General features: G+C 55.3%; 13 protein-coding genes. 4 read left to right on the top strand and 9 right to left on the bottom strand.

All coding sequences use genetic code 11. The features are described from left to right. A partial coding sequence (locus tag FJU30_RS24460; RefSeq protein ID WP_150437570.1) for a retention module-containing protein occupies positions 1 to 2,026 on the bottom strand: 2,026 nt, incomplete at its 3' end. 356 nt (positions 2,027 to 2,382) lie between these two features. Between FJU30_RS24460 and FJU30_RS24455 the strand changes: the two genes are divergently transcribed. The 3 genes from FJU30_RS24455 to FJU30_RS24445 all read left to right on the top strand — a co-directional run bounded on the left by FJU30_RS24455 (position 2,383) and on the right by FJU30_RS24445 (position 7,403). Beyond that, the gene (locus FJU30_RS24455; RefSeq protein ID WP_150437569.1) at positions 2,383 to 3,738 is read left to right on the top strand and encodes a TolC family outer membrane protein; all 1,356 of its coding nucleotides are present in this window, start codon (positions 2,383 to 2,385) and stop codon (positions 3,736 to 3,738) included. 127 nt (positions 3,739 to 3,865) lie between these two features. Further along, the gene (locus FJU30_RS24450; protein WP_150437568.1) at positions 3,866 to 6,055 is read left to right on the top strand and encodes a type I secretion system permease/ATPase; all 2,190 of its coding nucleotides are present in this window, start codon (positions 3,866 to 3,868) and stop codon (positions 6,053 to 6,055) included. After that, positions 6,042 to 7,403 carry an HlyD family type I secretion periplasmic adaptor subunit gene (locus FJU30_RS24445; RefSeq protein WP_150437567.1) on the top strand — a complete coding sequence of 454 codons (1,362 nt, stop codon included), beginning with the start codon at positions 6,042 to 6,044 and terminating at the stop codon, positions 7,401 to 7,403. Before FJU30_RS24450 ends, FJU30_RS24445 begins: the two co-directional genes overlap by 14 nt. Before the next feature lie 21 nt (positions 7,404 to 7,424). Here the strand turns inward: FJU30_RS24445 and FJU30_RS24440 are convergent, their stop codons facing one another. Continuing rightward, positions 7,425 to 8,957, bottom strand: a complete 1,533-nt coding sequence (locus FJU30_RS24440; RefSeq protein WP_150437566.1) for a sensor domain-containing protein — start codon at positions 8,955 to 8,957, stop codon at positions 7,425 to 7,427. A 995-nt stretch (positions 8,958 to 9,952) separates the two neighbouring features. Then, a complete protein-coding gene (pdeH, locus tag FJU30_RS24435) occupies positions 9,953 to 10,741 on the bottom strand; it encodes a cyclic-guanylate-specific phosphodiesterase (protein WP_150437565.1) in 789 nt (262 codons plus the stop codon). Positions 10,742 to 11,177: 436 nt separating this feature from the next. On the opposite strand from pdeH, the gene FJU30_RS24430 reads away from it, so the two are divergent. After that, positions 11,178 to 11,456 carry a YfhL family 4Fe-4S dicluster ferredoxin gene (locus FJU30_RS24430; protein ID WP_150437564.1) on the top strand — a complete coding sequence of 93 codons (279 nt, stop codon included), beginning with the start codon at positions 11,178 to 11,180 and terminating at the stop codon, positions 11,454 to 11,456. A gap of 136 nt (positions 11,457 to 11,592) precedes the next feature. Here FJU30_RS24430 and acpS read toward each other — a convergent pair whose 3' ends face one another. From acpS to lepB, 6 genes are all read right to left on the bottom strand, one after another. Continuing rightward, positions 11,593 to 11,973, bottom strand: coding sequence for a holo-ACP synthase (gene acpS / locus FJU30_RS24425; protein ID WP_150437563.1), 381 nt, complete (start codon positions 11,971 to 11,973; stop codon positions 11,593 to 11,595). After that, the gene (gene pdxJ / locus FJU30_RS24420; protein WP_150437562.1) at positions 11,973 to 12,704 is read right to left on the bottom strand and encodes a pyridoxine 5'-phosphate synthase; all 732 of its coding nucleotides are present in this window, start codon (positions 12,702 to 12,704) and stop codon (positions 11,973 to 11,975) included. The genes acpS and pdxJ overlap by 1 nt, the downstream gene beginning before the upstream one ends. 75 nt (positions 12,705 to 12,779) lie before the next feature. After that, complete coding sequence (gene recO / locus FJU30_RS24415) at positions 12,780 to 13,505, bottom strand: DNA repair protein RecO (RefSeq protein WP_150437561.1); 726 nt, start codon at positions 13,503 to 13,505, stop codon at positions 12,780 to 12,782. A 12-nt stretch (positions 13,506 to 13,517) separates the two neighbouring features. Next, positions 13,518 to 14,423, bottom strand: coding sequence for a GTPase Era (gene era / locus FJU30_RS24410; RefSeq protein WP_150437560.1), 906 nt, complete (start codon positions 14,421 to 14,423; stop codon positions 13,518 to 13,520). After that, complete coding sequence (rnc, locus tag FJU30_RS24405) at positions 14,420 to 15,100, bottom strand: ribonuclease III (protein WP_150437559.1); 681 nt, start codon at positions 15,098 to 15,100, stop codon at positions 14,420 to 14,422. The genes era and rnc overlap by 4 nt, the downstream gene beginning before the upstream one ends. A gap of 173 nt (positions 15,101 to 15,273) precedes the next feature. After that, complete coding sequence (gene lepB / locus FJU30_RS24400; protein ID WP_150437558.1) at positions 15,274 to 16,242, bottom strand: signal peptidase I; 969 nt, start codon at positions 16,240 to 16,242, stop codon at positions 15,274 to 15,276. Positions 16,243 to 16,247 lie beyond the last annotated feature (5 nt).

Below are 16,247 nucleotides of genomic sequence, written 5' to 3'. Positions count from 1 at the left end.
CGGCACCGGTATCGCCCGCCAGGGTATCAACCCGTGCACTGTCGCTGCCGGTATCCGACACGTTGCCGTACTGGTCGTGCAGCACCGCATCGACCTTAATGGTGCTGCCTTCACCCGGATTCGCAAACGCCGTATCCACATAGCCGTTGCTGATCTGCTCTGCGGTCAGCACCACCGTCTGCTGTGTGGCGCCGTCGGTAACGCTCAGCGTATCACCCGCCACTGCGCCGGCCGGCAGACCAACCCGTACGTCAATCTGGCCCTGCAGTTCGCTCTGGCTGATCACCCCGTCGTTATTGGCGTCCTCGGTAATGGTCACCAGCGGCGCAGCACCGCTGTCGCCCGCCAGGGTATCAACCCGTGCACTGTCGCTGCCGGTATCCGACACGTTGCCGTACTGGTCGTGCAGTACCGCATCAACCTGAATGGTCTGACCCTCGCCCGGATTCGCGAACGCCGTGTCAATATAGCCGTTCGTAATGTTTTCCGCCGTCAGCACCACATTCTGCTGTGTGGCGCCGTCGGTGACGCTCAGCGTATCACCGGCCACCGCGCCCGCCGGCAGACCGACGCGTACGTCAATCTGACCCTGCAGCTCAGTCTGGCTGATCACCCCGTCGTTATTGGCGTCTTCGGTAATGGTCACCACCGGCGCAGCCGTTGCCAGCGTATCCACCACCGTGCTGGCGCTGCCGCCGCTGCCCGGATTACCCGCCGCATCGCTGTAGCTGCCGTCCGGCACGCTGACCGTCACCGTGCCTTCATAGCCATTCTCCGGCGTCAGCACCGCCGTCCAGTGCGTCGGATCATTCGCGTCCTGCACCAGGTCGCCCAGCGTGCCGTGCTCCACCGTCACGTCGCCCGGCGTAAAGCCCGACGGCGTTTCGCTGAAGGTAAACTCCACCGTGCCGTTATCGCCAATAGTCACCGTCACCGACGGCGCCAGCGTATCCACCACCGTGCTGGCGCTGCCGCCGCTGCCCGGATTACCCGCCGCATCGCTGTAGCTGCCGTCCGGCACGCTGACCGTCACCGTGCCTTCATAGCCATTCTCCGGCGTCAGCACCGCCGTCCAGTGCGTCGGATCATTCGCGTCCTGCACCAGGTCGCCCAGCGTGCCGTGCTCCACCGTCACGTCGCCCGGCGTAAAGCCCGACGGCGTTTCGCTGAAGGTAAACTCCACCGTGCCGTTATCGCCAATAGTCACCGTCACCGACGGCGCCAGCGTATCCACCACCGTGCTGGCGCTGCCGCCGCTGCCCGGATTACCCGCCGCATCGCTGTAGCTGCCGTCCGGTACGCTGACCGTCACCGTGCCTTCGTAGCCGTTCTCCGGCGTCAGCACCGCCGTCCAGTGCGTCGGATCATTCGCGTCCTGCACCAGGTCGCCCAGCGTGCCGTGCTCTACCGTCACGTCGCCCGGCGTAAAGCCCGACGGCGTTTCGCTGAAGGTAAACTCCACCGTGCCGTTATCGCCAATAGTCACGGTTAACGACGGCGCCGTGGTATCGGACGTGTCCGTCGTATCGGTATTAGAAGAAACCAACGTTGACGCCGCGGTTTCAGTGTCATCCACATTATCAGACGTGCCGTTCAAACCGTTGGTGGCGAAACCAGAAGTTGGGTCAACAACCTTACCGGTAAGATCCAGCACTACGGCCGTATGGCTGCCGCCACCGTCTCCAGCTTCGCCTATGTCTTCATTACCGGCGGCTGTGGGGTCCAGAATCTGCGTCGGGTCCGCCCCCTGCGCAATCGCCTGCTGCAGAGACGCGACCTCGTCAGAGCCCTTTGAGGCTGCATCCGCGGCCGTTATGCCGGTAGTTTCCCCCCACAGAGTATTACGCCCCAGATCCAGCGTATGCCCATCGGCGAGTGAGATTGTTACGGCACCATTGTCACTGGTAACGATCTCTTCTCCCCGATGGATACGATCGCCTTCTGTCAGCAACCGCCGGGTTCCATCGAGAGAAATAACGAAGGCCTGCCCAATAACAGCTTTGATGATACCGATAACGCTATTCACTATAGCTTCTCCTAATACTCATATTATTTTTATGCTCAGCTTCTGGAAGACTAATGGATTAATCCTTTCCATGCTTGCGCCGAAGTGCGCACTGTCCGGTCTGAAGCAGACGATATGCAAAAAAGTGGTATTCTTTTATATAAGAAACTTGACTCAATAACCAATATAATAAAAAATCCAGCACATTCTTACCAGTATTTTGTTTCATCATCAGCATAACAATCGATCATTAGCATCCCTCGTCATTATTTTAATAAATCCAGGATGTTGTTACTGTTTTTTAACAGTTGGGATAGCAGTAAAAGCATCATTTATTTAAATAATATTAGGGAATAACTTTTATAACGGGATTAATAATGGTACAGAAAAAATATCTATTACCCTTTTTGCTATCACCTATATTTGCGGCAACTGTAGCAAATGCCGAAACTTTACAGGATGTAGTTGGTAAAACTCTTAATAGCCACCCGGAAGTAAGCGCGTCGATAAATAGCCGCTATTCGGCTGAAAAAGACTTGCGTGCCGCCAAGGGGGGATATCTTCCTTCAATAAATTTAAGCGCCGGCACGGGGCGCGAAGGCACGGATAACACCACGACCCGGGCTGCGGGTACTGATCATGATAGCCTACATCGTAGCGAATCAAGCATCAATATGAATCAGATGGTGTTCGACGGCTTCGCCACGTCCAGCGAGGTCAGCCGGCAGAAAGCGACGGTCAACTCACGGGCTTACCGCGTGCTCAACACCAGCGAAACCACGGCCCTGAGCGCGATTCAGGCCTACATGGATGTACTGCAGCGTCAGGAGTTCCTGCGCCTTGCGGAAGCCAATCTGGCCAGCCATGAACGGATTTACGACCAAATCCGCCTGCGCAGCGAGCAGGGCGTCGGCCGCCTTGCCGACCTGGAACAGGCCGAAGCTCGTCTGGCCCAGGCGCGCAACAACATGCTAACGGAACAAACCAATCTCGAAGATGCGAAAACCACCTATTTCAGCGTGACCGGCACTGAACCCGTAGACCTTACGCAACCTGCGAACCTGGCGCCCCATCTTCCGGCCACGCTGGATGAAGCCCGCCACATTATGGTAACCAACAGTCCGGTATTGAAGTCCGCCGAGGCGGATGTCGAAGCCGCCCGCCAGCAATACGAGGCATCTAAATCATCATACTATCCGCAGGTTAATGTCGAACTGGCGCGCAGCGTGAATGACAATGTGGACGGCGTCCGCGGCCACAGCAACGAATGGCAGGCAATGGTCAGAATGCGCTACAACCTATTTGACGGCGGCACGCCTCAGGCTAACAAGGAGTCCCGCGCTTATCTGGTAAAAGAAGCGCAGGACGTGCGCAACAATACGCTGCGGATGCTGAATGAAGAACTGCGTCTGGCGTGGTCCGCGCTGCAGAACGCCCGCCAGCAGGTGCCGGTGGCCGAAGAATACGCTAACCGCACAATGAAAGTGCGCACGGCTTATCAAAAACAATTCAGCCTGGGCGAACGTACTCTGCTGGATTTGCTGGACAGCGAAAACGAGCATTTCACCGCACAGCGCCGCCTGGTGGAAATGCGCTATACCGAGTTATTTTCCGGTTATCGTATTAGCGCCAGAATGGGCGAACTGCTAAAGGTATTGTCTGTACCCGCGCCCTCCGCCAGCCAGGCGTTAAGTCAGGTGAAACCTCAGGCGGAACTGCCTGATCTCAAATAACCCGGCCTGAACAATTAAAAATCATACCATTCAGGATTATTTCCCGTCATAACATGGGATAATCCTGAATGCTTTTATCCGGTTTTTAATCACGACGGGCACGCCTGTACGAGGAACGTTCAGCTAAATGAATTTGCAAGCCACACAACGCGCCAGTACGCCAGATGAATCCCTTACTCATCCGCACAAGCATGATCCCCGCAGCCGGCATGACGACCCCCTGCTCGATTGTCTGCTCATTCTGTGTTCACTGCACGGTAAGTCCGCCAGTCGCTCTACGCTGACCGCCGGCCTGCCGCTGGAGAACCAGCGGCTATCGTTGAATACCCTGCCGCGCGCTGCCGCGCGAGTCGGGCTGAAAGCCCGGGTGCTCAAGCGTCCTCTGGATAAGATTTCCGCCATGTCGCTGCCGGCCATGCTGTTGCTGCGCGATGACAGCGCCGCCGTATTGCTGGGCTGGAACGAAGACGGCTCGGCACGCATTATGCCCTGCGAGACCGAGGGCGGCGAGATCGTCGTGGACAGCCAGACTCTGCGGCAAAACTATCTGGGCATGGCGATCTTCGCCCAGCCGCAGCATCCTTTCGACGCACAACCGACTTCGCTGATCCCGCGGACAAAATCCTGGTTCAGGGACACGCTAAAACTGTCGCGCTTCCTGTATATGGACGCCATTATCGCCAGCCTGCTGATCAACCTGATCGCACTCGGCACGCCGCTGTTCGTGATGAACGTTTACGATCGGGTAGTGCCGAATCAGGCGACGGCCACCCTCTGGGTGCTGGCTCTCGGCATCACCGGCGCGTTCCTGTTCGATCTGGCGCTGAAAACCCTGCGCGGCATTTGCCTGGATCTGGCGGGGAAAAAGACCGATCTGATTATATCCGCCACTCTGTTCGAACGTATTACCGGCATGTCGATGAAAGCGCGCCCGGCCAGAGTCGGCAGCTTTGCGCAAAATATTCATGAATTTCAGGCGTTACGCGACTTTTTGTCGTCCCTGACGCTGACCACCCTAATCGATCTCCCTTTTACGCTGCTGCTGCTGCTGGTTATCGGTTTTATCGGCGGACCGCTGGTCTGGGTGCCGCTGCTGGCCTTCCCGCTCGCCCTGCTGGTCAGTTGGGCAATACAGAAACCGTTGTCCGCCACGATTGAAAAAACCATGAGCCTCGCCAGCGAACGTCAGGCGGCGTTGATTGAGACACTGAGCGGGCTGGACGCGATCAAAGTCAATAATGCGGAAAGCGAGCGTCAATATCAGTGGGAGCAAACGCTCGGCAGCCTTAGCCGGCTGGAAATGCGCGCCAAATCCCTTTCCTATCTCGCTGTCAACCTGACCACCTGGTTCCAGCAGTTCGCCAGCGTCGCCATGATCGTCGCCGGGGTATACATGATTGTCGACGGCAAGCTGAGTATGGGCGGGCTGATCGCCTGCTATATGCTCAACGGCCGGGCGCTGATGCCGATGGGGCAACTATCGGGGCTGGTGACGCGTTACCAGCAGGCGCGGCTGACGATGAAGACCACCGAAGAGATGATGACGCTGCCGCAGGAGCGGCGTGAAAATGAGCAGCCGCTAAAACGGGAAAGTCTGCGCGGCGCGATCGAGTTTCGCGACGTCAACTTCAACTACCCCGATCAGGCGACGCAGTCCCTGCACGCGATCAATCTCGTTATCGAGCCTGGAGAACGCGTCGGCATTATCGGTCGCAGCGGATCGGGCAAAAGCACCCTGAGCAAATTGATCGTAAATCTGTATCAACCTTCGGGCGGCAACCTTTTGATCGACGGCGTTGACGCGCGCCAGCTGGACGTCAGCGATCTGCGGCATAACATCGGCTATGTCCCGCAGGATATCCAGCTGTTTAGCGGCTCGCTGCGCGACAACCTGGTGTCCGGCGCACGCTACGTCGAAGACGAAGCGATGCTGCGCGCGGCGGAAATCGCCGGCGTTAACGAGTTTGCCCGCATCCACCCGGAAGGTTTTAACATGCAGGTCGGCGAACGCGGGCTGCAGCTGTCCGGCGGTCAGCGTCAGGCGGTCGCCCTTGCCAGGGCGCTATTGCTGGATCCGCCGATCCTGCTGCTCGATGAACCCACCAGCTCGATGGATAACACCAGCGAGGATCGGATTCGCAAAACTCTGCAGCCGGTAATCGCCAACAAGACCCTGCTGTTGGTGACACACCGCGCATCTATGCTGGCGCTGGTCGAGCGGCTGATTATTGTGGACAAAGGACGAATTATTGCCGATGGCCCTAAAGCCATCGTGATGGATGCGTTAAAGAAGGGGCAGATCAATGCGTCTCGCTGAAAAAATTAAACGGATTCGAGCCTATTTCTCCGCCCGTGACGAAGAGAATGTGTCGACGACGCATGAAGTCAGTCGCGCCCTGATCGATGATTCCCCGCGTGTGATTCGTATTACCCTGTGGGTGATTCTGGCTTTCTTCCTGTTCGCTTTTATCTGGGCCGCTTTCGCCAGCATTGATGAAGTGACGCGCGGCGACGGCAAAGCCATCCCCTCCTCCCGGCTGCAAAAAATACAAAACCTGGAAGGCGGTATTGTCACCGAGCTGTTTGTTCACGAAGGACAAATCGTGCCGGCCGGCGCGCCGCTTCTGCGTCTTGACGATACGCGTTTCGCTTCCAATGTCGGCGAAACCGAAGCCGACCGCCTGGCGCTGCTGTCGCGTATTGAACGCCTGAACGCGGAACTGGAAAACCGGGAACTGGCGCTGCCCGAAGAGATCAAACGGCTGGCGCCGGGCGTCGCCAACGGGGAGCAGGAGCTGTACAACAGCCGGCGCCGTCAGTTTCATAACGAAATATCCGGCCTGGAAGAACAGCTGGTCCAGAAAAAACAGGAACTGCGTGATTTTGAGTCGAAACGGGAACAATACCGCAACAGCCTAGGCTTGCTGCAGCAGGAAATCAGGATGTCTGAGCCGTTGATTGCCGCAGGCGCGATTTCCAAAGTCGAAGTTCTGCGTTTGCGCCGGTCGGAAATCGAAACCAAAGGCCAGCTGGAGTCGGTCACGCTATCCATTCCGCGCGCGGCTTCCGCGATTAAAGAGATTGAGAATAAGATCGAGGAAAGCCGCGGACGCTACCAAAGCGATGCGCTGTCGCAGCTAAACGAGGCGCGCACCAACCTGAGTAAAATAGAAGCCACCGGCAAAGCGCTGGAAGATAGGGTAAACCGCACTCTGGTGACCTCGCCGGTGCGCGGCATAGTGCAACAGATTCTGGTTAACACCATCGGCGGCGTGATCCAGCCGGGCAGCGATCTGGTGGAAATCGTACCGCTCGACGATACGCTGCTGGTCGAAGCCAGAATACGCCCGCAGGATATCGCCTTTTTGCATCCCGGCCAGGAAGCCATGATCAAATTTACCGCTTACGATTACACCATTTACGGCGGCCTAAAGGGCAAACTGGAGCAAATTAGCCCGGATACGATAACCGACAAGGAAGGGCACAGCTATTACATCATTCGGCTGCGAACCGACAAAAACCACCTCGGTCCGGAAGAGAAGCCGCTGCTGATCATTCCGGGGATGGTGGCGTCGGTAGATATTATTACCGGCAAGAAAACCATTCTCAATTATCTGCTCAAGCCCATCATCCGCGCGCGCGCCGAAGCGTTAAGAGAGCGCTAACGGCAACGCGAGCCGGGCAAGCTACTGCGGCGCCTGCGGCGAAGACACGCTGGGGCCGTGGTAGATTTGCGTCTGACTGCCCCCCATCGCTTTCGCCTGATACATAGCCGAATCCGCATTGATAGCCAGCGTCAGAGAATCGGTGCCGTGCTCAGGATAAAGCGCGATCCCGATACTGCAGGAGATATCCAGCATTTTCCCTTCGATGTTGAACGGCTCGTTCATCGCATGATGGATCTTTTCCGCGACGTACAGCGCATTATCCGTCGACTTAATCCCCTGCAATAGAATAATGAACTCATCGCCGCTGCGCCGATAAACGGTATCAGAATCGCGCACCGCTTCACGCATGCGGATGGCCGCCTCTTTGAGCAGCAGGTCGCCGACGGCGTGACCGAAGGTATCATTAATTTGCTTAAAGCGATCGAGGTCGAGGAACATCAGCGCAATTTTACGCCCACTCTGCCTGGTCAGCAGAATCGCCTGCTCCATCTGCTCCGCAAAGGTCAGCCCGTTAGCCAGTTCGGTCAGCGAATCGTAATGCGCCAGCTGCCGATAATGCTCCTCGCTGCGGCGCAACATATCCATCGCCCGATAACGCTCAATGGCTACCGCAATCAGTTGGGCCGATTTCTCAATGGAAAAAATTTCATCCTCATCAGGCGAATAAACCTTGCGGTGATAGATACTCAGCACGCCGAGCACTTCGCCATTCTGGCTGAAAATAGGCTCCGACCAACAGGAACGCAGACCGGCGTACAGAGCCAGCCCCTTGTAAGCCACCCAGTTCGGATGGCCGGCCAGGTCTTCGGTAATAACGCGTTTGCCGGTAAAGGCGGCCGTACCGAACGACGCCACGCCGTTAGCGATTTTAACGCTTTGGATCGCGTTTTTATAAAAGCCCGGCAGGCTGGGCGCGGAGGCCAGCGTCAGGAATTTCTGGTCTTTATCCACCAGCAGAACCGAACACACCAGGCTGCCGGGACTCTTTTCCTCAATGCTGAAAATGATCGCGTCCAGAATGTCCTTTAACGGCGCGCCGCTGGATAGCAGTTCCAGCGCCCGATTGTAGGAGTTGTCATACTGCTCCTGCTCTTTTCTTTCGGTGATGTCCCGCTTGATCGCCACATACTGCGTTTCGTTATTCGATTTATTGTAAATCTTAGCGATGTTGGTCTTTTCCCAATATAACTGACCGTTTTTCTTACGGTTTATGAACTCGCCGTTCCAGGTATTTCCTTTGTTCAGGGTAGCCCACATATTTTTGTAAACGTTCTCATTGGTAAGCCCCGAACTCAATATACCGGCGTGATTACCGATAACATCCTCGGCGGAATAGCCGGACATAGTGATGAACTGGCGATTAACATAAATTATTTTGCATTTTTCATCGGTAATAACGATTGAAACAGGGCTATATTCGGTGGCAAAAAAGACCATATCCAAAAGATCTTGTCTTTTTTGCCATTCCATTAGCTTCTGTCTCATTTTTTTATTTCTCATGTGAGAGAACAAAAGTAAAGACACTAGTATTATAATTATAATGTCAGACACAATAATACTCCCTTTTAATCCGAGGAGTTCTGAACGCAGAGGTCACCCATTCACTAATAAAAAACTGGCGCTAACACATCCTGTTATGGTTTTTAGCGTCAGAAATTGTCCGAGGAGCAGACGGAATGAAGCAGGAAGCTCGCTCTCTATAAGTAAAATAAGCAATACAGCGTTGCAGATCTTTTTCTTATATACCTATATCCAACAGACCTCGGGCACACTGGCTTGCGCCTTCCCGCGTCCTGGAATCTATCGGGTATACATCACTGTGTGTAATATATTTCCAGGGATTTATATTTTATTAATCGCCAGGCTTATAAGAACGGCTAATATAACGCCCGGCATAGCCAGATCATATGATTCATGTGCTATTTTGACCAATCACCCACCGCAAGCAAATCAGTTGTACCGATGCTTCCCACCATTTTGATAATCAAGGGCTATCATACAAGGAGACAAGCCGGCTGGCTGAGCCCGTGGGGCGCCCAAAACCGCTATTCTCTTCATTTTTTCAAGGTATTGCTCTCGTCCGACCCCATCCTGCGCTAAGGCTCCTGCGCCGAAACGGCCGCCGGCAGCATTTAAATCGACGCCCGGCAGACTGGTCACGTCCTGTGACTTATTAGATTTCATTGAGTCGACCGTTTTCCCCGGACTAAAATCTATTGGGTATAATATCAACAGGTTAATATGATTTAATCGCAGTCACGATAACAGTACGCTAAATAATCTGCAACCTAAAGATATAACGTTCATATTAATCAATATTTTCAATCGAAATCACTTTAAAAAATAAAATTATGAGGATTAACATATAGATCATACGATCGATGCCACAAAATATGCTCCAGGGACGAATGCGGGTGAAACGATTGCCGGTAGAAAAAATATGCAGTAAGTGGCAGAAAGTGCGATTTTAAGGGAAAGCAAGCGCGGACAAAATAGAGAAACGAAACAGGAGAGCAATGAAATTAAGACGAGGGCGTCAGGCTGCATTAGCCCGGTAAAATTTCAAACCGGGCCGGCAGATCGGCTAACTTATCAAAAGACTGCGGGCGCGCGAAGTAATAGCCCTGAGCGGCAGAGGCTTTCGTTTTCTTAACAATTTCCCACTCTTCCCGGGTTTCAACGCCCTCGATAATGACATTATTACAAAAGCGTCGAATCAAAGAGATAAGTAATGGAAACAGCCTTTTCCCTTCATCGCTCTGCAATAAAAGAATAAACAGTTCCCTGGCCACTTTTATACAATCATAGCGCGCCACGATCAGCGATGAAAAGTTTGCGATACCGCAGCCAAAATCATCCAGCCATAAATTTTCAGCTTCCGGCAACATAATCAGCGTATCCGGCGGCGCGCCTTTTTGGTTCTCAACCAGCTCGAACCGCAGCCACGGCATGGTTGCGATCAGATTCTTCGCCCGCAGGCTTTCCTGCAGCGCCACCAGCGTGATGCCGTCAATATTTACCGAGGCCACCAGTTCATCGCGCGAAAAACGCTCGTGCCACTGCGCCAGCAGCTCCAGCTGTTCAATAATGATTTGCAGACGCTTCTCCACTTCAATGCTGGCGAAGTACTTTTCCGGCGACAACATGGTCTGCGGCGCGGCGGGCGAAAACACCGCGGTCAACAGCTCGATGGCGATCAACTGGCCCGATGTACGGTAAATAGGCTGAAAGGTATACTTTCGCTGGCAGCGTTGCCAGTAATCTTCATCAGAAGGCTCCACCATGCCGTAACCAGACGCATGAAGTCCAAACTGATCGAGATTGCCTTTGTGCATAAATAAACTCCGCCAAAAAACTACCGGGCCACAGCGTTATAAACGATAGGGTATGGATATATTCCCAATAAATTCAGGGTGCAGAAATACGGCAAGCGCACGCCGCAGCCGGCCGCTTAACGCACAAAGCAACCGGGCGAGCAAGCAAAGCCAACCCACCTGCAACCTGAAAGATGAGGGTATACACCGTTATCGACCGAAGCAGGATAAACTTTACCTGAGGCCGGATAATTCACTAAGACTTTTACCAAAGCCAGCATGCTAATCTATACGATTTAACCGCCGCATGACAGTCCCAACAAATTAAACGTCAGCCCGACGTCGGCCGCCTGCGCGGCGGCAAATCGATTAGCCGGATCGGACAGCGACAGGTCAGGGGTGCTCTGCCCGGCACATCAGGGTATACTTTCGCCCTGCTTAGACGTTGAGAGTTATCATGGCACTGCTGATCACCCCGAAATGTATTAATTGCGACATGTGCGAACCGGAATGCCCGAACCAGGCTATTTCAATGGGAATGGAAACCTACGAAATCGATAGCGGGCGCTGCACCGAGTGCGTCGGCCACTATGACACGCCGACCTGCCAAAAGGTTTGCCCGATAGATAATACGATTATCAAGGATCCGGCTCATGCGGAAACGCAGGAACAGCTGTGGGAGAAATATGTTCTGATGTATCACCCGGATGAAATTCAGACCGGTCGGCCCTGCTAATGAGCCTGACCGCCGGACGATGCGCTGCCCCGGGCGGGAAGAAATACGCCTGGCGTTCGACTCCGGCCTGCGAATAAACCCGTTCGGCAGACGACGGACCGGAAAGACGGCGCCCCCGCGGTAACGCCGCCTAAAATCACCCTTCGATAATCACGGTCGCGCACGCATAACGACGTTCATCGGCCAGCGTAAGATGCACCGTCGTCACGCCCATCCGCCGGGCCAGCTCGTTCGCCTGGGCAAAGAAACGCAGCCCGGGTTTTCCCAGCTCGTCATTGAAAACTTCGAACTGGGCGAAAGCCAACCCATTGCGAATACCGCACCCCAGCGCCTTAGCCGCCGCCTCTTTAGCGGCGAAACGTTTGGCGAGGAAGCGGGCGGGCTGAGTATGCTGCTGATACTGTCGCCACTCCTGCTCGCTGAGCACCCGACGCGCCAGCCGCTCGCCCGAACGCGCGATGATCTCTTCGATGCGGCCGATTTCGACGATATCCGTACCCAGTCCGAGAATCGCCATCAGCGCCGGGCTTCCCGCATCAGGGTCTTCATATCGGCGACCGCCGGCGCCAGGCCGCCGATAACCGCCTGACCAATAATCGAATGGCCGATATTAAGCTCGTGTATTTCCGGCAAGGCCGCCACCGCCTGAACGTTATGGTAGGTCAGTCCGTGACCGGCATTGACCTTCAGTCCGCGCGAGACCGCGTACTGCGCGCCCTGACGAATGCGCTCGAATTCATGCTGCTGCGCGGCGGCGTCGGACGCATCGGCGTAGGCGCCGGTATGAATCTCAATAAAAGGCGCGCCGCTGTCCGCCGCGGCATCGATCTGCTGACGGTCGGCGTCGATAAACAACGAAACAACAATACCAGCCTCGGTTAAACGCGCCACCGCACGGCTGATCTTGTCCTGCTGCCCGGCCACATCCAGCCCCCCTTCCGTGGTCACTTCCTGGCGTTTTTCCGGCACCAGACAGCAGAAATGCGGTTTAAGCTCGCAGGCGATATCCAGCATTTCATCGGTAACCGCCATTTCCAGATTCATACGGGTCTGAATAGTTTGACGCAGGATACGCACGTCGCGATCGGTAATATGGCGCCGATCTTCGCGCAGATGCACGGTAATGCCATCGGCGCCGGCCTGCTCCGCCACGAACGCCGCCTGTACCGGATCGGGCCAGGCCGTTCCGCGCGCATTTCGCAACGTCGCAATATGATCGATATTAACGCCCAGCAACAATTCAGCCATGATACATCCTTAATAAAATGGTATTTACTGATGGCAGTTTATACCGGCGCATCCGGCACAGGTATGTTCTGCCGCCTATTCGGCGCCGCCCGACGGCGTTTTCGGCACAAACTGGCGGAATAATTCACGGCTTTTCAGCGGCCTGCCGCCCAGCCAGGGTTTAAGCGCCATGCGGGTAAAACGTCGCGCGGCGCGCAGGGTATCCGCGTCGGGAAATTCCCGCGCGTCCAGCGCGCGCAGCTGGCGTCCGGTAAAGCTGCTGTTATCCACGATCAGACTGGCGATAAAACCCTTTTCTTCGCGATAACGATAGGTCATGGTATCCGCCACCGGCTCGCCGCTCCCCGCGCAGTGCAGGAAATCCACGCCGTAGCCCAGATAACCGAGCAGCGCCAGCTCAAAGCAACGCAGAGCGGGTTCAGGGGCGCTATTCAACGCGGCAAGCTGTTGCAGACAATGCAGATAATCAAAGAATAACGCGGAGTAGTTGGTTTCGTGCTCCAGCACGCGCGAGAGCAGCTCATTGATATACAGGCCGCAATAGAGCATGGTGCCGGTCAGCGGCAGCGCCAGCGACACCGGTTCGGCATTGCGCAGCGTTTTCACTTCGCCGCGCCCGCTCCAGCGCACCAGCAGCGGGGTGAACGGTTGCAAACAGCCTTTCAGACTGGAACGCCTGGCGCGGGCGCCTTTCGCCAGCACCCTCACCCGCCCGTCGCTTTCGCTGAACAAATCCACCAGCAGGCTGGTTTCGCTGTAAGGACGCCCATGTAAGACAAATGCCCGCTGCCAGCCTTCCATCGGCGTCTTCCGTCAGAGATCGTCGATATAGCCGAGGCTGCGCAGCGCTCGTTCGTCATCCGCCCAGCCGGATTTGACCTTCACCCACAGTTCGAGATGCACTCTGGATTCGAACATTTTTTCCATATCCTGCCGCGCTTCGGTACCGATGGTTTTAATCCGCGAGCCCTTATTGCCGATGACCATCTTTTTCTGGCCTTCGCGCTCGACCAGGATCAAGCCGTGGATATCGTATCCGCCGCGATCGTTCGCCGCAAAACGTTCGATTTCGACGGTAACGGAATACGGCAGTTCCTCGCCCAGGAAACGCATCAATTTTTCACGAATGATTTCCGACGCCATAAAACGCTGTGAACGGTCGGTAATATAGTCTTCCGGGAAATGATGTTCGGCCTGCGGCAGGCGCTTGTGCACGATATTCGCAATGGCGTCGACATTCATGCCCTTTTCGGCCGAAATCGGCACCACGTCGAGAAACTCCATCTGCTGGCTGAGGAACTGAATATGCGGCAGCAGTTTGCCTTTGTCGGTAACGTTATCCACTTTGTTGATGGCCAGCAGGACCGGACGCTTCTGATCGCGCAGCTTATTCAGCACCATCTCGTCATCGGGCGTCCAGTGCGTCCCTTCGACCACAAAAATAATCAATTCGACATCGCCGATCGAACTGCTGGCCGCACGGTTCATCAGACGGTTGATCGCCCGTTTCTCTTCGATATGCAGCCCCGGCGTATCCACATAGATCGCCTGATGCGCGCCCTCGGTGTGGATGCCCATAATGCGGTGGCGCGTGGTCTGCGGCTTACGCGAGGTAATCGAGACTTTTTGCCCCAGCAGATTATTCAGCAACGTTGATTTACCGACGTTGGGCCGGCCGACAATCGCGATAAATCCACAGTAGGTTTGTTGTTCGCTCATTCAATGTCCAGATTTTTCAGCGCTTGTTCAGCCGCAGCCTGTTCGGCTTTGCGTCGACTAGAACCGGTACCCACCACAGGCTCGCCAAAACCGCTGACCTGACAGTGGATGGTAAATTCCTGATCGTGTGCTTCCCCGCGCACCTGCACGACCAGATAGTTCGGCAGCGGCAGATGGCGTCCCTGCAAAAATTCCTGCAGGCGCGTTTTCGGGTCTTTTTGCTTGTCGCCCGGACTGATCTCGGTCAGACGCGAGTGGTACCAGTTCAAAATCAACTGTTCGACGGTCTGAATATCGCTGTCCAGAAAAATCCCGCCAATCAGCGCTTCAACGGTGTCCGCCAGAATGGATTCGCGACGAAAACCACCGCTTTTTAATTCGCCCGGCCCCAGGCGTAAACACTCGCCCAGTTCAAATTCACGGGCAATCTCCGCCAACGTATTGCCGCGCACCAGAGTCGCCCGCATTCGGCTCATATCGCCTTCATCCACGCGCGGAAAGCGGTGATACAAGGCGTTGGCGATCACGAAACTCAGAATAGAGTCGCCAAGGAACTCCAGTCGTTCATTGTGCTTACTGCTGGCGCTGCGATGCGTAAGCGCCTGCACTAAAAGTTCATACTGTTGAAAAGTATAGCCCAGCTTGCGCTGTAAACGGTTTATCAGAATGGGATTCATGCGTTACCAATAGATCAACAATGCGTCAAAAACAGCAGCATACGGAACAGCCCTGTTCTGCTAAAAACCGAGCCAAAACTGTTTCGTTTGCACAGGCCCCGACCGGAGCCTGAGTTCACTTCTCTCTATTCTACAACGGCCCGCCGGAGAATGCTGCGGGTTTATGCTCGCCGTTAGTGAATAGCGCCGATACGGCTCAGACGAACGCCGGTCGGCCACTGGCCTTCCTGTTTTTCAAAACTCATCCAAATGGCCGTGGCTTTGCCCACCAGATTTTTCTCCGGCACAAAACCCCAATAACGGCTATCCGCGCTATTATCCCGGTTGTCGCCCATCATAAAATAATGGCCAGGGGGAACAACCCAAACGGCCAGCGGCTGACTGGGCTGTTTGTAATACATGCCGGCCTGATCCTGCAGACCGGGCACCACCAGAATATTGTGCGTTACGCTGCCCAGTTGCTCTTTTCTGCCGGCCAGACGGATACCGTTATCCATCTGCTCGCCGGCCGGCAACTGATAAAAACCGCTGCTGGCCTCGCCCTGGCCGGCGCGGCTGAAAGTCTGGACAAAATCGCTCGCCTGCCTATCGCTGTAGGTTACCGCCAGCGCTTTATCGCACGACTGCTCGCCGCTGCAGGCCGGCTGCACCGTCACCTGTTTGGCGATCGGATCATAGCTGATCCGGTCTCCCGGCAACCCAACGACCCGCTTAATATAGTCCACTTTGGTATCCAGCGGATATTTGAACACCGCGATGTCGCCGCGTTTAGGGCGGCCGGTCTCAATCAGCGTGGTCTGCGTGATAGGGTCTTTAATCCCGTAGGCGTATTTTTCCACCAGGATAAAATCGCCGATCAGCAGCGTCGGCATCATGGAACCCGACGGGATCTGAAAGGGTTCATAAACAAACGACCGCACGATGAAAACCAGTGCCAGCACCGGGAACACCGACGCGCAGGTTTCCACCCAGCCCGGCTGTTTCACCGTTTTAACCGGCGTGTTATCCCCTACGCCGGCCGATTCACTTAACGCCGCCATTTTTGCCTGGCGAGCGGGAGCCCATTTAAAACGTTCGAAACACCACACGATGCCGGTAATCAGCGTCGCCAGTGCCAGAATCAGGGCAAACATATTGGCCATGCCAG

The sequence above is a fragment of the Affinibrenneria salicis genome (assembly GCF_008710095.1).
The sequence above is the reverse complement of the archived record's forward strand: the minus strand, read 5'-3'. Positions and strand labels throughout refer to the sequence as shown.